Origin of the sequence: Nannocystis pusilla (assembly GCF_020073745.1) — a bacterium.
GTDB lineage: Bacteria > Myxococcota_A > Polyangia > Nannocystales > Nannocystaceae > Nannocystis > Nannocystis radixulma.
The window spans coordinates 22,668-39,109 of sequence record NZ_JAIRAU010000024.1 but is presented as its reverse complement, the minus strand read 5'-3'; the positions used below and the strand labels follow the sequence as shown (position 1 = coordinate 39,109).

General features: G+C 73.2%; 14 protein-coding genes. 8 read left to right on the top strand and 6 right to left on the bottom strand.

Annotation, left to right across the window (positions count from 1 at the left end; translation table 11 throughout):
• Positions 1-22: 22 nt before the first annotated feature.
• Together K7C98_RS18135 and K7C98_RS18130 are read left to right on the top strand one after the other, a co-directional pair.
• Positions 23-1,096: a hypothetical protein gene (locus K7C98_RS18135; protein ID WP_224192945.1), complete on the top strand. Its 1,074-nt coding sequence runs from the start codon at positions 23-25 to the stop codon at positions 1,094-1,096.
• On the top strand, positions 1,093-2,073 hold the full coding sequence (locus K7C98_RS18130; RefSeq protein WP_224192944.1) for a hypothetical protein: 981 nt from the start codon (positions 1,093-1,095) through the stop codon (positions 2,071-2,073). The genes K7C98_RS18135 and K7C98_RS18130 overlap by 4 nt, the downstream gene beginning before the upstream one ends.
• A gap of 18 nt (positions 2,074-2,091) precedes the next feature.
• Here K7C98_RS18130 and K7C98_RS18125 read toward each other — a convergent pair whose 3' ends face one another.
• On the bottom strand, positions 2,092-4,074 hold the full coding sequence (locus tag K7C98_RS18125) for a DUF4215 domain-containing protein (protein ID WP_224192943.1): 1,983 nt from the start codon (positions 4,072-4,074) through the stop codon (positions 2,092-2,094).
• Positions 4,075-4,771: 697 nt separating this feature from the next.
• On the opposite strand from K7C98_RS18125, the gene K7C98_RS18120 reads away from it, so the two are divergent.
• A complete protein-coding gene (locus K7C98_RS18120; protein WP_224192942.1) occupies positions 4,772-7,825 on the top strand; it encodes an FG-GAP-like repeat-containing protein in 3,054 nt (1,017 codons plus the stop codon).
• Entirely contained in the window at positions 7,822-8,895 is a 1,074-nt protein-coding gene (locus K7C98_RS18115; protein ID WP_224192941.1) for a hypothetical protein, read from the top strand. Before K7C98_RS18120 ends, K7C98_RS18115 begins: the two co-directional genes overlap by 4 nt.
• Before the next feature lie 166 nt (positions 8,896-9,061).
• On the opposite strand, the gene K7C98_RS18110 is transcribed toward K7C98_RS18115, so the two are convergent.
• Together K7C98_RS18110 and K7C98_RS18105 are read right to left on the bottom strand one after the other, a co-directional pair.
• The gene (locus K7C98_RS18110) at positions 9,062-9,955 is read right to left on the bottom strand and encodes an alpha/beta hydrolase (RefSeq protein ID WP_224192940.1); all 894 of its coding nucleotides are present in this window, start codon (positions 9,953-9,955) and stop codon (positions 9,062-9,064) included.
• Positions 9,956-9,972: 17 nt separating this feature from the next.
• Positions 9,973-10,413 (bottom strand): acyl-CoA thioesterase, encoded by a 441-nt coding sequence (locus tag K7C98_RS18105; RefSeq protein WP_224192939.1) that lies wholly within the window; start codon positions 10,411-10,413, stop codon positions 9,973-9,975.
• Between the two features lie 166 nt (positions 10,414-10,579).
• Here K7C98_RS18105 and K7C98_RS18100 point away from each other — a divergent pair, with 166 nt between their 5' ends.
• Complete coding sequence (locus K7C98_RS18100) at positions 10,580-11,419, top strand: SirB1 family protein (protein ID WP_224192938.1); 840 nt, start codon at positions 10,580-10,582, stop codon at positions 11,417-11,419.
• Between the two features lie 22 nt (positions 11,420-11,441).
• Here K7C98_RS18100 and K7C98_RS18095 read toward each other — a convergent pair whose 3' ends face one another.
• On the bottom strand, positions 11,442-11,717 hold the full coding sequence (locus K7C98_RS18095; RefSeq protein ID WP_224192937.1) for a hypothetical protein: 276 nt from the start codon (positions 11,715-11,717) through the stop codon (positions 11,442-11,444).
• Positions 11,718-11,788: 71 nt separating this feature from the next.
• Here K7C98_RS18095 and K7C98_RS18090 point away from each other — a divergent pair, with 71 nt between their 5' ends.
• Positions 11,789-12,679, top strand: coding sequence for a DUF4440 domain-containing protein (locus K7C98_RS18090; protein ID WP_224192936.1), 891 nt, complete (start codon positions 11,789-11,791; stop codon positions 12,677-12,679).
• Positions 12,680-12,965: 286 nt separating this feature from the next.
• Entirely contained in the window at positions 12,966-13,319 is a 354-nt protein-coding gene (locus K7C98_RS18085; protein WP_224192935.1) for a DUF898 domain-containing protein, read from the top strand.
• A 55-nt stretch (positions 13,320-13,374) separates the two neighbouring features.
• On the opposite strand, the gene K7C98_RS18080 is transcribed toward K7C98_RS18085, so the two are convergent.
• Both K7C98_RS18080 and K7C98_RS18075 read right to left on the bottom strand, forming a co-directional pair.
• The gene (locus tag K7C98_RS18080; protein WP_224192934.1) at positions 13,375-14,034 is read right to left on the bottom strand and encodes a YceI family protein; all 660 of its coding nucleotides are present in this window, start codon (positions 14,032-14,034) and stop codon (positions 13,375-13,377) included.
• Between the two features lie 156 nt (positions 14,035-14,190).
• Entirely contained in the window at positions 14,191-15,183 is a 993-nt protein-coding gene (locus tag K7C98_RS18075; protein ID WP_224192933.1) for an alpha/beta hydrolase family protein, read from the bottom strand.
• A gap of 107 nt (positions 15,184-15,290) precedes the next feature.
• Here K7C98_RS18075 and K7C98_RS18070 point away from each other — a divergent pair, with 107 nt between their 5' ends.
• Entirely contained in the window at positions 15,291-16,439 is a 1,149-nt protein-coding gene (locus tag K7C98_RS18070) for a CaiB/BaiF CoA transferase family protein (protein WP_224192932.1), read from the top strand.
• Positions 16,440-16,442: the final 3 nt, after the last annotated feature.

Genomic DNA, 16,442 nt, shown 5'->3' with positions numbered 1-16,442 from the left:
CGCGCGTCGGAGGACTGCCAGCATGACCACGACTCCTTCCAGCACCGCCGGCCCGCCCGGCCCCATCACTGCCCAGCGACGCACGCGGACCTTGACGCTCGCGGTCGGCCTCGCGGCCCTGAGCGTCCTCGGCCTCGCCGTGTGGCTGCCGCCGCCGGCCGACGCCGGCAGCCAGGCGGTCCGCGGCGCCGGCCTGTTCGCCCTGCTCGCGTTCGGCTTCCTCCTGCTCGCCGCCTTGCTGCGGCGCGTCCAGCTCGGCTGGCACCGCAGCCTGCGCGGCCTGCTCGTCGGCGCCGGCGAGGGCGTGTGGCGGCTCAGCCTGCGGCTGTGGCCGCGAGCGCCGGCCGCCGATCCGCACAGCCCGCCGATGCGGCTCGGCGAGCGGATCGCCCTCGTCGCCGGCCTCGGCCTCACCGCCCTCGACGTCGTCCTCACCACCTTGCTGCTGCGCGACGTCTTCCCCGAGCCGCCCTACCGCTTCGACCTGTTCGGCCTGCTCTCGCCCGGGGCCGCCGAGTGGTCGTTCTACGTCGCCGTCGCCGCCTTCAAGGCCGTGCTCGAGGTGTGGTTCGGCGTGTTCGACACCATCCGCGGCGGCGGCAGCACCTTGCGGTGGTTCGTGCTCGGCGGCGCCTCGGCCTTCGACGCCGCGCTGGCCGCCTCGCGCGGCCTCGTGCTCGCCGAGCAGGGCCTGGTCGGCTCCTCGATCATGGTCAGCAACATCATCTTCATCGGCTTCGGCCTCGCCGTGCCGTGGGTCGCCGCGCACACCGGCGGCCTGCTCGTCGGCGCCATGGACGGCTGGCTGGCGCGCCTCGGCGTCCTGCGCCTGATCTCCGCCCTCCCGCGGATCGCCGTGCTCGCCGTCGTGTGGCTCGCCGCGATCGCCCTCGGCGCGCCCGCGATCGCCCTCGTGCTCGCCCTCGGCCTGCTCGTCGCCGTGTGGTCGGCCCTCGACGACGTCATCGCCACGATCCTCGGCCACGAAGACGGCGCCGCCGCGCTCGCCCTCCCCGTCGAGGTCCTGCAGGCCGCCGAGGAGCCGCCCGCCAGCCCCCCGCACGCCCCGCTGCAGATGACCGGAGGTGTCCCGTGAGCCAGCTTCAACCCCTCGCCGCCCTCGGCGGCCTGCTGCTCGGCGGCGCCCTGCTCGGCGGCCTGTTGTGGTGGCAGTCGGGCCTGCAGCCCGCGACCCGGACCGACGACTGGCGCCCCCCGTGCGTCCAGCGCCTCGGCAAGGCCTACGCCGAGTTCGGCCCCGCGAGCCGACCCGACGACCGCCCGGCCCGCAACATCGTGTTCGGCGTCGACCGCAGCGGCAGCAACGGCGAGCTCGCCGACGTCCAGCTCGACGCCGCCGTCGCCTACGCCGCCACCCTCGAGCCCGAGTCGGGCGTCGGCGTCCTGCTGATCACCGACCGCAGCGACCGCTCGACCACCCCCGACATGCCCTTCGAGCCAGGAGAGTTCGGCGCGCGCTGGGCCTCCGAGCCGGTGCTGTGCCCCGGCTGCAAGCCCGACAGCCTGTTCCAGCAGAAGTGCGTCGAGCAGCTCGAGGCCGCCCAGACCCTCCGCGTCGCCGAGCTCAACGGCGTCGAGGAGGCCCGGCGCACCCGCCTGCAGGAGGAGCGGGCCGTGCGGATCCACGGCTGGCGCGACCAGGCCGCCGCCTACACCCCCAGGCCCGGCACCTCGCTCCTGGCCTTCTTCACCAAGCTGGCCGACCTGCCGCCGGTGCGGCGCGAGCCGCAGCGGACCACCGTCGTCGTGCTGTCGGACCTCGAGGCCAGCCAGGCCGGCGAGCGCAAGCAGCTCGACAAGTTCGAGCGCGCCTACAGGTCCTCGGGGACATGTCCCGAAGCATCATGGCTGCCGAAGGGCCTGGTCGGCCTCGAGATCGCGCTGGTCCAGAGCGTGCGCGACGGCATCGACGCCGACCTGTGGGCGCGCCGCTGGGACGCCGTGCTGACCTGCGCCGGCGCGCACGTCCGGCGCCACCGCTACAGCACCGCCGTCCCGCTGCGCCAGCTGCTCGACGAGCCGGGCGGCCCCGCCCTCGCGCTGGCCGAGTGAGGGCGGGGCGGGTGGCGGTCAGTCGGCGCCGCAGTAGCGCAGCCAGCAGTTGGCCGCCACGTTGGGCAGGTTGAACACGTAGTAGCTGCCGCAGTTGACGACCTGGATCTGGTTCGACCACAAGCACGTGTTGCCCGTCCAGTGGTAACAGACGGTGCGGTTGACGATGCCGTCCTGGATCGTGGGGTAGGTGCCCTGCATCCAGCCCGACGCGTGCGTGCCGCACGAGTACTCCGGCGGCGGCGAGGTCGGCATCTTCGTCCCGGCCGCGCCGGTGAAGCGGTACCAGAGGTTGGGACCGATCCAGTCGTTGGGCCCGGGGTTGTTCCAGTCCGCGAGGTCGCAGCGGAGCGTCGCCCCGCCGTCGTTGAAGCTGGCGTTGCGGTCGGCCTGGGTCAGCAGCACCGGGTTCTGGCACACCATGTTGACCTCGAACTCGCAGCCGGCGCTGCAGCCGTCGCCGGCGACGAGGTTGCCGTCGTCGCACGCCTCGACCCCGGCCTGCACCTTGCCGTCGCCGCACGTCGCCGCCTTGCAGCTCGTCAGGCACGCGTCGGTGTCGCTCGCGTTGCCGTCGTCGCACTCCTCGACCCCGGCCTGCGTCTGTCCGTCGCCGCACGTCGCCGCCTTGCAGCTCACCAGGCACGCGTCGGTGTCGCTCTGGTTGCCGTCGTCGCACTCCTCGCCCGGCTGGACGAAGCCGTCGCCGCAGCTGGCCGGCTTGCACGCGTTGGTGCAGCCGTCGTTGTTGTTCTGGTTGCCGTCGTCGCAGGTCTCGTCGGGGCCGACGAAGCCGTCGCCGCACACGTTGTCGGTGCAGTCCGCCTTGCACGCCTTGTCGTCGCCGTTGGCGGGCCCGTCGTCGCAGGCCTCCACGTTGGCCCACACCAGGCCGTCGCCGCAGGTCGCCGCCGCGCACTGCAGCGTGCACGCCCCGCTGTCGCTGTTGTTCGCCCCGGCGTCGCAGGCCTCGCCGTCCTGCAGGAACCCGTCGCCGCACTTGGGCGGCTGGCACAGGTCGGTGCAGCCGTCGTTCTGATCGCCGTCGGCCCCGTCGTCGCAGCCCTCGCCCGGGTCGACGATCCCGTTGCCGCAGCCCTCGCTCTGGCACAGCGGCGAGCAGCCGTCGCCGGCGTCGAGGTTGCCGTCGTCGCAGCCCTCGCCGGGCCCCGGGTCGCCGTCGCCGCACACGTTGAGCGTACAGTCGCCCTTGCACGTCTTGCCGGTGCCGTTGTTGGCGCCCTCGTCGCACGCCTCGGTCCCGCCGTCGCTGTTCCACACCAAGCCGTCGCCGCACTGCGCGACCTGACACATCGACGTGCACATCCCGTGGTCCGAGTTCGCGGCCCCCGCGTCGCACGCCTCGCCGATCCCCGGCTGCACGAACCCGTCGCCGCAGGTCGCCGCCGTGCACGCCTGCGTGCACGCGTCGGTGTCGTCGGCGTTGCCGTCGTCGCACACCTCCTCGGCGCTGACGATGCCGTCGCCGCAGGCGATCGTCGCGCAGGCGTTGGTGCACGCGTCGTCGTCGACCTGGTTGCCGTCGTCGCAACCCTCGCCGGGGCCGACCACCCCGTCGCCGCACACGTTGGCCGCGCACTCGCTGGTGCACGCGTCGCCGCGGCCGTTGTCGATCCCGTTGTCGCACGCCTCGCCCGGCCCGAGCTCGCCGTCGCCGCACACGTTGCTCGTGCAGTCGGCCTTGCACGCCTGACCGGGCCCGTTGCCCTCGCCGTCGTCGCAGGCCTCGCCGGCGTCGAGGTTGCCGTCGCCGCACACCGGCTCGCCCCCGGTCGTCGGTGCGTCGCTCGTCGTCTCGGTCGCGCCCTCCGAGCTCGAGTCCATCCCCGTCGTCGGGCCCGTGGTCGGGACCGCCCCTGTCGTCGCCGGCCCCCCGGTCGTCGTCCCCACCTCCGTGGTCGACGAGTCGCCCGCCGTCTCCGAGCCCGCGCTCGTCCCGTCGTCGCTGCAGCCGACGAGCCCGCAAAGCCCCACGAGCACCGTTCCTCTCAATGTCCGTCCCAGTTGCATCCAGTTATCTGACTTGAGGTCATCAGACCTCGACAAGCTCCACATGGGGTGCCACGCCCCCATTTGTGTATCCAGCACGCAACCGAAGACGCCGGCGCGAAAATTAACCTGTCCCATGAGCCATGAGCTCGAGGACTGGACGGGCCTCGTCTGCCCCCGAAGTCAGGAGCTCGAGCCGACGCCGCTCACGCGCCCGTGTCACGCGCGACGTGAACGCGGCGCGATTCGGCCCCGCGAGGACGGCGCCGTCGCGTCTCACGCAGATCGGTCGCCCGGCGCGGCACGCGTCGGCCCTGCAACGCCCGGGAGACAGCCGCTCCTCCTGCGCCCGGCGGCCCCCGCCCGCCCCGCATCACATGTCCCATCGGACATCTCTGTTCGCTCGCCGGATTCGACGTCACATGCCCCATGAGACAGGCACCCCCTCGAGGCAGGCGGCCCGCCCGGCGCCCTCGCACTACGACATGTCCTCGGGGACAGGCAAGTGACCCGCTCCGGCCTCGACGCCGCGACCTGTCCGTCGATGGCTCGTCCTCGGCTCGAAACTCGCGCGCGACCCCGGCCCGGCCGTCGACCGTTCGAGGACAGGCGCGCCTCGGTCCAGGAGTCCGGAGCCCGCGATCCCGATGGCCCTGGTCGGCGCGGCGATGTAACCTCGACCCTGCTCGTGCTCTCCCAGCGCCACGCCGCGGCGTTCACCGGCTGCCTGCTCGCCTCGATCGGGTGCGGCGGACCTGCCCCGTGCAGCGATCGCGGCGCGCTCTGCCCCGCGCTCGACGAGCCCGTGCGCATCCAGTTCGGCTTCGAGCCCGACGCCCTCGTCCACGCCGATCTGGACGGCGACGGCCGCCGGGACCTCATCGTCGCCAGCGGTCGGGCCGGCTCCCTGACCGTGTCGTGGTCCGCCTTCGACGGCCCCGCGACGAGCACCTCGACCTGGTCGATCGGCCAGGAGGTCGCCGAGGTGATCGCCGCCGACCTCGATGGCGACGGCAACCTCGACCTCGCCACGGCCTTGCCGCGTGACGACGCCGTCGCGGTCCTGCACGGGCTCGGCGGTCGCAACTTCACCGGCGTCGAGCGCCACCCGGTCGGCGCTGCCCCGCGCGCGCTGCTGGCCGTCGACCTCGATCCCGCGGGGCCGCCGGTCCTCGTCACCGCCAACGCCGGCGACGGCACGGTCAGCGTCCTCCGCCGGCTGGTCGCCGAACCACCGCTGCCGGTCGGGCTCGACCCGCGCGGTCTCGCGGCCGGAGACCTCGACGGGGACGGCCACCTCGACCTCGCCGTCGCGCTCGCCGGCGCCGACGCCGTCCAGGTCCTGCGCGGCGACGGCCGTGGCGGCCTGCACAAGGGGCCGAGGCACGCCGTCGGCGACGCCCCGTACGCCGTCGTCGTCGCCGACCTCGACGCCGACGGCCACGCCGATCTCGCCACCGCCGACGCCCTCGACGACACCGTCACCGTGCTGTGGAGCGACGGGAGCGGCGACCTGCGCGGGCGCGCGGTCTGGCCGACGGCGGCGCTGCCCCGCACCCTGGTGGTCGTCACGCCGCCCGCCGAACCACCCGTCCTCGGGGTCCTGTCCGAAACGACACACACGATCCAGCGCCTCGACCCTCGCGACGGGCAGATCGCCGCCGGAGCCCCGGCCGCCGCCCCGCGGGCGATCGCCGCGGGCGACGGGGACACGCTCCTCTACGGCGCTCCCGGGCGGCTCGGCGCGCTGGCGCCGGCGCCGGGGCTGGTCGTCACGGCGGCCTGGCACGAGCCCGACATCGCGGGCGCCTGGCCGATCGACCTCGCCGGCGACGGCCGCGACGTCATGGCGGCCCAGGTGAGCGGCGCTCCCGGCTCGCTGGCCCTGTGGCGGCCGGACGGCGGCTGGTTCGACCTCGTCCCGACCGGGCTCGCCGACCCGATCGAGGGCGTGCGGGTCGGCGACCTCGACGGCGACGGCCGCCGCGACGTGGTCGTGTGGAGCCTCGGCGAGATGACCGCGGCGCTGCGGCAGGCCGACGATACCTGGCCGATCGAACCTGTCCCGAGGCTCATCGCCACGCCCTCGGCCGTCGCCGTCGCCGACGTCGACGGCGACGGCCGCGACGAGGTGCTGAACCTGTACGGCAGCGGTCTGAGCGCCTATCACAGCGACGGCGCCGGCGGGCTCGCCACCCTCGTCAACTTCGAGCTCGAGCCGCCGCGTGCCACGCTCGCCGTCGTCGATCGCGGCGACGCCGAGGTCGGCCTGATCCTCGGCGGCACCACCGGCCTGCTCGTGTTCGATCGCCTCGCCGATCCGCCGCGCCCCCTCGAATTCGACCCGCTGTCGCTGTGGGACCTCGACGCCGTCGAATTCGACGAGGACGGCCGGCTCGACGCGTTGCTGTGCGCGCGCGAGGGTGTCTTCGCGGTCCCGGACGTGTTCGCGCCGACACCGGGCGCGCCGGTTCGCCTCGGCGAAGCGCCGTGCCGGCAGATCGATCCGGTCGACCTCGACGGCGCCGGCGCGATCGACGTCCTCGTCACCGACAAGGAGGATGGCCACGTGCGCCTCGAGCCCTGGCTGGCGACCGGCGGCGCGTGGGAGCCGGGGGCCGCGCTCGCGCTGGCCGCCGAAGACATCCCCGCGCTCGCCCGCCTCGACGATGGGCTCGCGCTCGTCTCCGCCGACACCGGCGACCTCGAGGTGTCCGCGCTCGCGCTCGGCTCCGGGCTCGTCGAGACCGCGAGCGTCCGGCTCGACGAAGCGCTCGAGCTGCTCATCGGCGACCTCGACGGCGACGGCGCCGCCGACCTGCTCGGGCTGAGCGACCGACTCGCGCGCGCGCGCGCCGACGGGCGCGGCGGCTTCGGCCCGCTCGAGCGCTTCGACGCGGACGACCGGCTCGTCGGGTCCGCCCGTCACGCGGTGCTGGCCGACCTCGACAGCGACGGCGCCGACGAATTGATCCTCGCCGTGCTGCGCCCCGACGGCTGCGAGCTGCTGCGCGTCCGTCTCGACGGCGACGCCCCGGTGTTCGCGTCGATCGCCACGCTCGCGCCCGAAGACCATCACGTGCGCGCGGTCGATCTCGACGGCGACGGCGCGCTCGACCTGCTCGCCGACCGCTACGGACGGATCGAGCTCACCATCCTCGCCGGCCGCGGCGACGGCACCTTCGCGGGGGCGCGGCGGACCGCCGTCGAGCACGAGGCGTGGATCGAGGCCGTCGCCGACATGGACGGCGACCGCCGGCTCGACCTCGTGAGCGTCAGCCTCGACGGTACGCAGGTCCTCGCCGGTCGCAGCGACGGCACCTTCGCCGCGCCGCGAGCGTGGACCGCCGTCAATCCGTATCAACTGGCCGCCGCCGACTTCGACCGCGACGGTCGCACCGACCTCGCGCTCGTCGACGGCGCCCACCGGCTCCTGTTGGTCCCGGGCGCGGGCGCGACCGGCGGCCCGCCGCGCCCTCTGCCTCCGACGGGCGTCACCGCGATCGCCGCGGCCGACCTCGACGGCGACGGCTGGAACGAGCTGCTGGCGGCGAGCGAGGGCGTCAACGGCCTCGGCGCGCTGCACATCGGTCGCGGCGCCGACGGCCTCCGGATCCTCCGCCACCGCTGGAGCGCGCGCGGCGTCCTCCGGCTCGACGCGGCCGACGTGGACGGCGACGGCCGCCGCGACATCGCCCTCATCGACGACCTCGGCGTCACCTTCGTGAGGCAAGCGCCGTGACGCGCCACCTCGCCCTCGCCTGCGCGCTCGCGTGCGGCTGCCGCGAGCTCCCCGAGGTCACCCACGAGGGCCAGCACGTCCGGATCGCCGTCGATCCCGGCCTCGAGCTGTGCGCCGGCAGCGTGGCCCACATGGACGAATTCGTGGCGCTGCTGTCCGCCGAGCTCGGCCTCGAGGCGCCGACCGACGACGACCGCCTGCTCGCCTACTGGCTCGAGCGCGACGAATTCGTCGCCCGCACCGCCTGCGAGGAGGGCGCCGACGGGTGCGCCCGCAACGGCGTCTTCTTCGCGCGACTCCTGCCGATGAACCACGAGTTCGTGCACACCGTGGCGGCCCCGCTCGGCCGCTCCCTCTCTTTCTTCAGCGAGGGCCTGGCGACGGCCTATCAGGGCCTCGGCGCCGGCATCGACGCCGACGAGGCCCCGCTGCTCGACCCGATCGAGCCGTTGTTGCGCGCCCCGACGAACAAGCTCTTCGGCATCGCCGGCGGTTATCCGCACGCCGGTGCGTTCGTCGCCTTCCTGATCCGGACGCACGGCCTCGACGCCTACCTGCGCGTCGTCGACGACATCGGTCTGGCAGCCGACGTCGACGACATCGACCGCGCCTTCGTCGCCGGTTTCGGCGCCTCGCTCGCGGAGCTCGTCCGCGAGTTCAACGTCGCCTCGAATCGCTGCGCCCACCCGGCCTACGACGCCAAATTGGTCGAGTGCGCCGCCCCCGAGCTCTCGTGGCGCGACGGCCGGATCGCCGAGCAGCGCCCGATCGCCTGCGACCAGCCCGACGCCGTCGGCCCCTACGGCGGCAACGTCGTCGTCGTCTTCCGCACCGTCACCATCCCCGACGCCGGCGAATACACCGTCGAGCTGTTCGGCGACAGCACCGCCAACAAGCTGGCCCTGCGGTCCTGCGGCGGTTGCGATTCGGAGCCGACGCTGACCCTTCGGGCAGGTAGCCCCGCGACGACCGTGTGGCTCGACGCCGGCCGCCACACCTTGCGCCTGTTCGGCGCCGTCGACCAGCGCACCAGCCTCGGCGTGCGCATCACCCCGGCCGGCGCGCCGTGAAGCCGACGCTCTGGCGCCGGTGAATTGAGCTGTCCTTCGGGGCAGGTGATATCGGGCTCGCAGTCGCGGCAGCACGGCGTGCCGGCGAAGTGAGATGTCCCTCAGGACATGTGGCACGTCGGGCCGGCGAGCGCGGGCGGCCGAGCACAGTCCCGCGCGGACCAGCTTACTTCGCGACCACCCCGAGCTCGCGCAGCCACGCCAGCATCGTCGCCGGCCAGCTCGCCATCTGCGGCATCCCTGGCCGCTGGGCCAGGCCGACCCCGTGGCGGCCGTCGTCGTACAGCTGCAGCCGCGACGGGGCCCCGCGGGCGCGGGCGGCTTCGTCGTACAGCTCGCTGTTGTGGAACACGACCTTCGCGTCCTTGCGCGAGTGCACCAGCATCGCCGGCGGCGCGCTCGCCGTGACCCGCTGCTCGAGCGACAGCTCCTTCTCGAGCTGCGGCGTCGCGGCCTCCTCGCCGAGCAGGCTCCGCTTGCTGCGCTGGTGGGCCCAGCGGTCGTCGAGCGTGACCACGGGGTAGACCATGACGATGAAGTCCGGCCGGCAGCTGACCTGCTCGAGCGGGTCCGCGGCCGCCGCGTCGCCCTGCTCGCCGCACGCCGTGGCGACGAAGCCGGCCAGGTGGCCGCCGGCGGAGTAGCCGATGAAGCCGACCTTCTGCGGGTCGACCCCCAGCTCGGCCGCCTGCGCGCGGACCCGCTGGACCGCCCGCCGACCGTCGGCCAAAAAGTCGCGGTGCGCGTAGCCGTCGCCGCTGACCCGGTAGCGCAGCACCACCGCCACGAACCCCTGCTCCGCCAGCCAGCGCGCCGTCGGGAACGCCTCCGGCCGCAGCCCGCCGGTGTGCGCGTAGCTCCCGCCCGGCGCCACGATCGCCGCCGCCCCGTTGGCCTTCCCGGCCGGCGGCAAGTAGTAGAACAGCTCCGGCCGGTCGGCCTTCGCCGTCCCGCGGGCCCCCGGCGCCTCGCCGGGCCACAGCGGCTCGCGCCGGGCGAAGTCACGCGGCGTGCAGCCCAGCGCCGCGACCAGCCCGATCGCACATGTCCACCAAGACATGCTCTTCAGCACATGTCTCATTTGCCAGCCTCGGCGTCGACGTGCGCGCAGAACGGCGCGATCTCGGCGCGGAAGCTCGGGGTCCACGCGCACGGTCGCTTGGTCTCGGGGTCGACGCGGACCACCGTGCGGCGGCCGGTCGCGTGGTCGACGTCCTCGTCGAGCGGCATCACCCGCATCCCGAAGGTCAGGCTGGTGCGTCCGAGCCGCTCGACCCACACGCGCACACGCACCTGGCCGGTGCCGATCACCGGGCGCTGGTAGTCGAGGGAGTTCGCCCGCACGAGGTGGTACTGGTCGGGGTTCGTGTTGAAGTCGAGGACCCCGGCCCAGCCGAGGTGGCGCCAGAACGAGCCGATCGCGTGCTCGAAGAGGAGCAGGTAGCGGGCGTTGTGGAGGATGTGGAAGGCGTCGAGGTCGTCGAAGTAGACCCCGTGGATCGTCTCGTGGAACCGCATGACCGTCCGCGAGCGGTATACCCCACGGGCGGGCCGGCGCGGGCCCCGATCGCCCGCCGCGCCGGCGTGTCCGGACACCCGTTCGAGTGTCCGCGCGGCCACTCTCACACCGCCTGTCGCGGCCGCCGCCGGGACTTGTGAGTTATCGTGATCCGAACGGCTCGGGATGGACGTCCGCCAACAGCACGCCCGCCAGCAATTCACCCGCCTCGCGGCCGCCCCCGATCACGCGCTCGACCTCGGGGAGACCGCGCTGTGGATCGGCGCAGAGGAGGACGGGCCGGTCGACGTCGAGGACTACCTGGCCCGCCTCGACGGCCTCGCCTCGACCTTGCGCCAGCGGATCCAGCCCGACCACAGCGCGCGCGAGCGCCTCGATCAGCTGCTCGCCTACGTGTTCCGCGAGCTCGGCTTCCACGGCAACGAGTCCGACTACTACGACCCGCGCAACAGCTACTTCCACCAGGTCCTCGACCGCCGCTGCGGCCTGCCGATCTCGCTGGCGCTGCTGCTGATCGAGCTGGCGCGGCGGGTCGGCCTGCGGGTCGCCGGGGTCGGCTTCCCGGCCCACTTCCTCGCCGTCGACCTCGACCTGCCGCAGCTGTTCATCGACCCGTTCCACGGCGGCCGCCTGCTCACCGAGTACGAGTGTCGGGTGATGCTGCGGCAGAAGACCCAGGGCCGGATCGAGTTCGACCGCAACCAGCTGCGCCCGGTCGGCGGTCGCCAGCTGCTGGTGCGCATGTTGAACAACCTCAAGAGCGTGCACCTCAGCCGCGGCGACCTCGAGCGCGCGCTCGCGGCGAGCGACCGGATCCTCCTGCTCAGCCCCGGCGCCGCCGAGGAGTACCGCGACCGCGGCCTGTGCCAGCTGCAGCGCCGAGCCTACCGCGCCGCCGCCCTGGACCTCAACCACTACCTGAGCCTCGCGCCGATGGCCGACGACCGCCAGCTGATCGCCGCCCGCGCCGCCGAGGCGCGCAACAAGGCTCGCCTGGCCAATTGACCAGGCGGGCCCCGGCGGCCGCTCACACGTCGTGCGCCATCTGCAGCATCTGCGGGATGAAGTGCATGCGCACCTTGATCATGCTCTCCCACTTGCGCTGAGTCCGGCTCTGCACGCCCTCGTGGTCGGGCTTGAGCGCGTCGCCGGAGACGTTGTCGTTCTCGAAGTCGAACACCTTGGTGGCGCCCTTGGTGCCCTTGAACGCCGCCTCGTCGGCGTCGGCGTTGGCCTTGACGGCGGGCGCGGCGAAGGCGGTGGTGGAACAGAGCATCAACGAGGCGAGGACGACGAAGCGCATGCGGAACTCCTGTGGGGTGGAGGCCAGCAACGCCGGTCCCGCCGGGGCGGTCTACGTGCTATGAGTTCGTCGTGCGCCGCGTCCTCGCCCTCGCCCTGCCCGTCGCGCTCGCGGCCTGCGCCGAGAAGTTGCCCGAGGCCCACGTGATGCCGCTCGTCGGCGCCGAGCGCAACTTCGGCCGCGACGTCGCCGAGCTCGGCGTGGTCGGCGGCTTCACCCGCAACCTCGCCGCCGACGCCGTGCTCCTGCGCCCCGCGCCGCAGCCGGCCGCGCAGGCGCTCGCCGGCCCCTCCGGCGTCAGCCTGACCTGGGAGCCCGCGTTCGCCGAGATCGCCGCCTCCGGTGACCTCGGCTACACCACCGGCCCCTATCAAGCCCACCGGCGCGACAGCGGCGAGGTCAAGTACGGCCACTACGTCAGCGTCTGGCGCAAGGAGGGCGAGCGCTGGCGCCTCGTCGTCGACGGCGGCAGCCCGCACCCGCCCCCGCTCCACCTGCCCGACCGCTTCACCCACGCGCCCGCGCGCGTCTCCGCCGACTCGGCCGACCCCGCCGCCGAGCTCAAGAGCCTGCGCGCCGCCGAGGCCGCGCTGATCGCCGACATCACCAGCAAGGGCCTCCACGCGCTCGTGGCCGCCGCCGCGCCCGACCTCCGCTACTACCCGCCGGGCAGCTTCCCGATCACCGGCCCGAGCGCGTTCCAGACCACCCTGCTGAACCGCGCCGACGTGCTCACCTTCACTCCCCGCGGCGACGGCGTCTCGGCCGCCGGCGACCTCGGCTACGTCTGGGGCGAGGCCACCCGCTCTATTAAACCCGGCGCGGCGGCCGAGCACGGCGGCTACCTGCGCCTGTGGCGGCGCGACGACGACGGCCACTGGCAGCTCGCGCTCGACCTCACCATCACCGAGCCCGCCAAGACCGAGACCGAGGCCGCGACCACGAGTGAAGCCTCGTCCTGAAGGACATGCCCCAAAGGGCATGTCCTTCAGGACCTGCCCGTTCGGCTATCTCCTGGCCTGCCGCGACGCGACCCCCGCGAGGATGATCCCGGCCGCGGCCACGAGATACAGGCCGATCCCGATCGCCGTCGCGCGCCAGCGGAACAATGTCCAATAGGCCGACAGGACCCTCGAGACATGTCCTGAATCACGCCTTTGCAACATACACCCGACTCGGGACGACGTTCATCTCACAGACGTCCTGGCTCCGCAGCCCCGAGGGAGCCGCGATAGCATCGCCCGCTCCATGAACGCACCCGCTCCCTACCCATCGACGGCCACCGTTTCACCTGGCGCCGCGCCGGCGTTCCGCTTCGACGGCGGCGCCGCCGACTATCTCGGCGTCGCCATCCTCGCCTTTCTCTTGACGTTCGTCACTCTCGGCATCGCCTATCCGTGGGCGCTGTGCATGATCCAGCGCTGGCGCTGTCACCACACCATGATCGGCGGGCGGAGGCTTCGCTTCACCGGCAGCGGCCTCGCGCTGATCGGCCTGTGGATCAAGTGGTTCTTCCTGCTCATCATCACGCTCGGCATCTACAGCTTCTGGATCGTGCCGGGCATCCACCGCTGGATCGTCGAGCACACCGAGTTCGAGTGAGGCGTGAGCGGCGCGCAGGTCCGCCCGGCCCCGGGCGGACCTGTCGTCGACCGGATCAGCCGGCCTTGAACTTGAGGTCGAGCTTGAGGAGGACCTCGTCCTTGATCAGGTCGTCCGGCTTGCCGGGGTACTCGATCTTGAAGTCCTTGCGGTTGATCGTGAACTCGGCCTGGCCCTGCGCGCCTCCGGCGTCGACCGTGATCTTGGCCGGGAAGCGGATCGCCTTCTTCACCCCGTGCAGCTCGAGCTCGCCGCCCAGCTCGTGCGTCACGCCGTTCTCGCCGGCCTTCGGCACGAACTCGGACGCGGTGAACACCGCCGTCGGGTAGGTCTCGACCTCGAAGAAGTCCTTGCTCTTGAGGTGGCCGGTGAGGTCCGGCGCGTCCGAGGTCACCGAGGGTGTCTGCACGGTGACGCGCAGCGCCGTGACCTGGTCGCCGGCCAGCGTCGCCTCGCCCTCGAATTCCTCGAAGCCGCCCTTGTGGTCGCCTGTGAGCTTGGCCCCGACGAAGCCGATCGAGCTGCCGGTCTTGTCGAGCTTGAGCGTGCGCGTCGCCGCGGCCGGCGCGTCGGTCTTGGTGTCCGTCTTCGCCTCGACCTTCTTGACGTCGTCGACCTGCGCCTTGGGCTTGCCGTCGAGCTCGGACGAGCAGGCGCCGCTCAGCGACGCCGCGACCACCAGCGACAGCAGCGGATAAAACGTTGTACGTGCCATGGTGCGCGGACCCTAGCACGAGCGCACCGCGGCCCGCAAACCGGGGCGGGCGGCCCGCCAGACCGCGAATCGTCCGCCGGCCAGGCCGCCGCGTCAAGCCTCACGTGCGACGCGTGCCGCGACCGGGCGTCATGTCACCGACGCGCGACGCGGCACCTATCGCCGCCCCGCCTGCAGCACCAGCGGGTGCCCCGACAATTGGTCGAGCTGCTCGACCACCTCGCTGTCCTCACGGACATATGCGTCGAGGAACGTCGAGATGACCTCGACGAAGAAGTTCCGCAGCGCCTCGCCCGGGGCCGTCGCGCGGTGGTCGAGGAACGAGCGCCCGGTGGTCGGGTCGTCCGGGTGGCAGAACGCGAAGTGATTGGCCCCCGCGAGCAGGAACATGTGGGCGTCCCCACGCCCGCCCGGCAGCGCCTCGGTGAACGTGCGCCGGATCAGCGCGAACGCGTCGGCGCTCGACGACCCGTAGCGGTGGCTGCTCGCCGCGATCACCCCGTCGCGCTCGCCCCCGAGCAGCAGCAGCGGCACCTCGCCGGGCAGCGGCAGCAGCGACTGCTCCGGCCAGCCCAGCGCCGTGAGGGCCGCCGCGTGCCCCGCATAGGCGAACGCCGCCGCGATGTTGCTGAAATAGCGCAACGCCGCGTTCTGCAGGGCGGCGCAGCCGCCTGCGGAGTGGCCGCCGAGGACGACGTGCTCGAGATCGAGCAAGCCGGCGAGGATGCCCTCGCACTGCAGCCTGGCCAGCTCGTCGAGCAGCGGGCCGATCGTCGTCGACGTCGGCGCGTGGCCGAAGCTGTCGGGGCGCAGGCGCGAGCCGTCGAGCCCCGGCGTCAGCCCGATCGCCCCCGGCTCGCTCGGCCGCGTCTCGCCGACGTACGAGAACGTCACGAACACGTAGCCGCGGTCCGCCAGCGCCTGCGCCAGCCAGCGGTAGCTCTCCGGCCCGACGTTGACCCCCGGCAGGAAGAGCACGACCGGGAACGGCCCCGCGTCGGCGTCGGCCTCGACCGCCCCGAGGTCGCGCTCCGTCGCCGTGCCCGTCAGTCGCCCCGGGTAGAACACCCGCGCGTGCAGCGTGTCGAGCGGCGCCCGCGGCCCCGCCAGCCGCACCGCCCGGTGGAGCGCCCGCACGATCCGGGTCATCGCCGCACCTCCGCGCGACCTGTCCCGAAGTTCCAATCACCGCGCAGCTCGACTGCCGTCATGCCTGTTCGCCTCCTCGGCGGGTCGCCGATAGTATCCTCCGACCCATGGAAAACGCCGCCCCACCGCTCGCCGGCCTGCGCGTGCTCGACCTGTCCCGGATCCTCGCCGGGCCCAGCGCCGCCCAGCTGCTCGGTGATCTCGGGGCAGATGTGATCAAGATCGAACATCCTCTCGGGGACGACACGCGTCGCTGGGGCCCCCCCGACTTTGAGGGCAGCGCCGCCTACTATTTGGCCTGCAATCGCAACAAGCGCTCGCGCGTGCTCGACTTCAAGCGCCCCGCCGACCGCGACGCCCTGTTCAGCCTGCTCGCCGGCGCCGACGTGCTGCTCGAGAACTTCAAGGTCGGCGACCTGGCCCGCCACGGCCTCGACTACCCGAGCCTCGCGCCGCGGTTCCCCCGGCTCGTCTATTGCAGCATCACCGGCTTCGGCCAGACCGGCCCCGAGGCGGGCCGCGCCGGCTACGACGCCCTCATCCAGGGCATGAGCGGGCTGATGAGCATCACCGGGCCCGACCGCGACCACCCGACCAAGGTCGGCGTCGCCGTGTCCGACCTCGGCACCGGGCTCTACGCCGTCGTCGCCGTCCTCGCCGCCTTGCACGAGCGCAGCCGCAGCGGCCTCGGCCAGCACATCGACCTCGCCCTCCTCGACACCCAGGTCGCCGGCCTCGCCAACGTCGCCATGAACTTCCTGTGCACCGGCGAGGTCCCGCGCCCCCTCGGCGACGCCCACCCGACCATCGTGCCCTATCAGAGCTTCGCCACCGCCGACCGCCCGCTCATGCTGGCCGTCGGCAGCGACCTCCAGTTCGCCAGCCTGTGCGCCGCCCTCGGCGAACCGGCGTGGGCCCTCGACCCCCGCTTCGTCACCAACCCCGCGCGCGTGGCCCACCGGGCCGAGCTGGTCGCGCGGCTGCAGGCTCGCCTGTCCCAAGAGACACGCGACCATTGGCTTCGGGTCTTCGCCGCCGCCGCCCCGCAGTTCCCGCACGGCCCGATCCGCGACCTCGCGGAGGTCGCCGCCGACCCGCAGGTCGCGCACCGCAACCTGTTCACCACCATGGACGACGGCCGCACCCCCTGCCTCAAGAACCCGATCCATTACTCGCGCACCCCCATCGACCGCTACCGCCCCCCGCCCCGCCTCGACGAGCACCCCGACGCGACCTGGCGCGAAGACCCTGTCTGATCG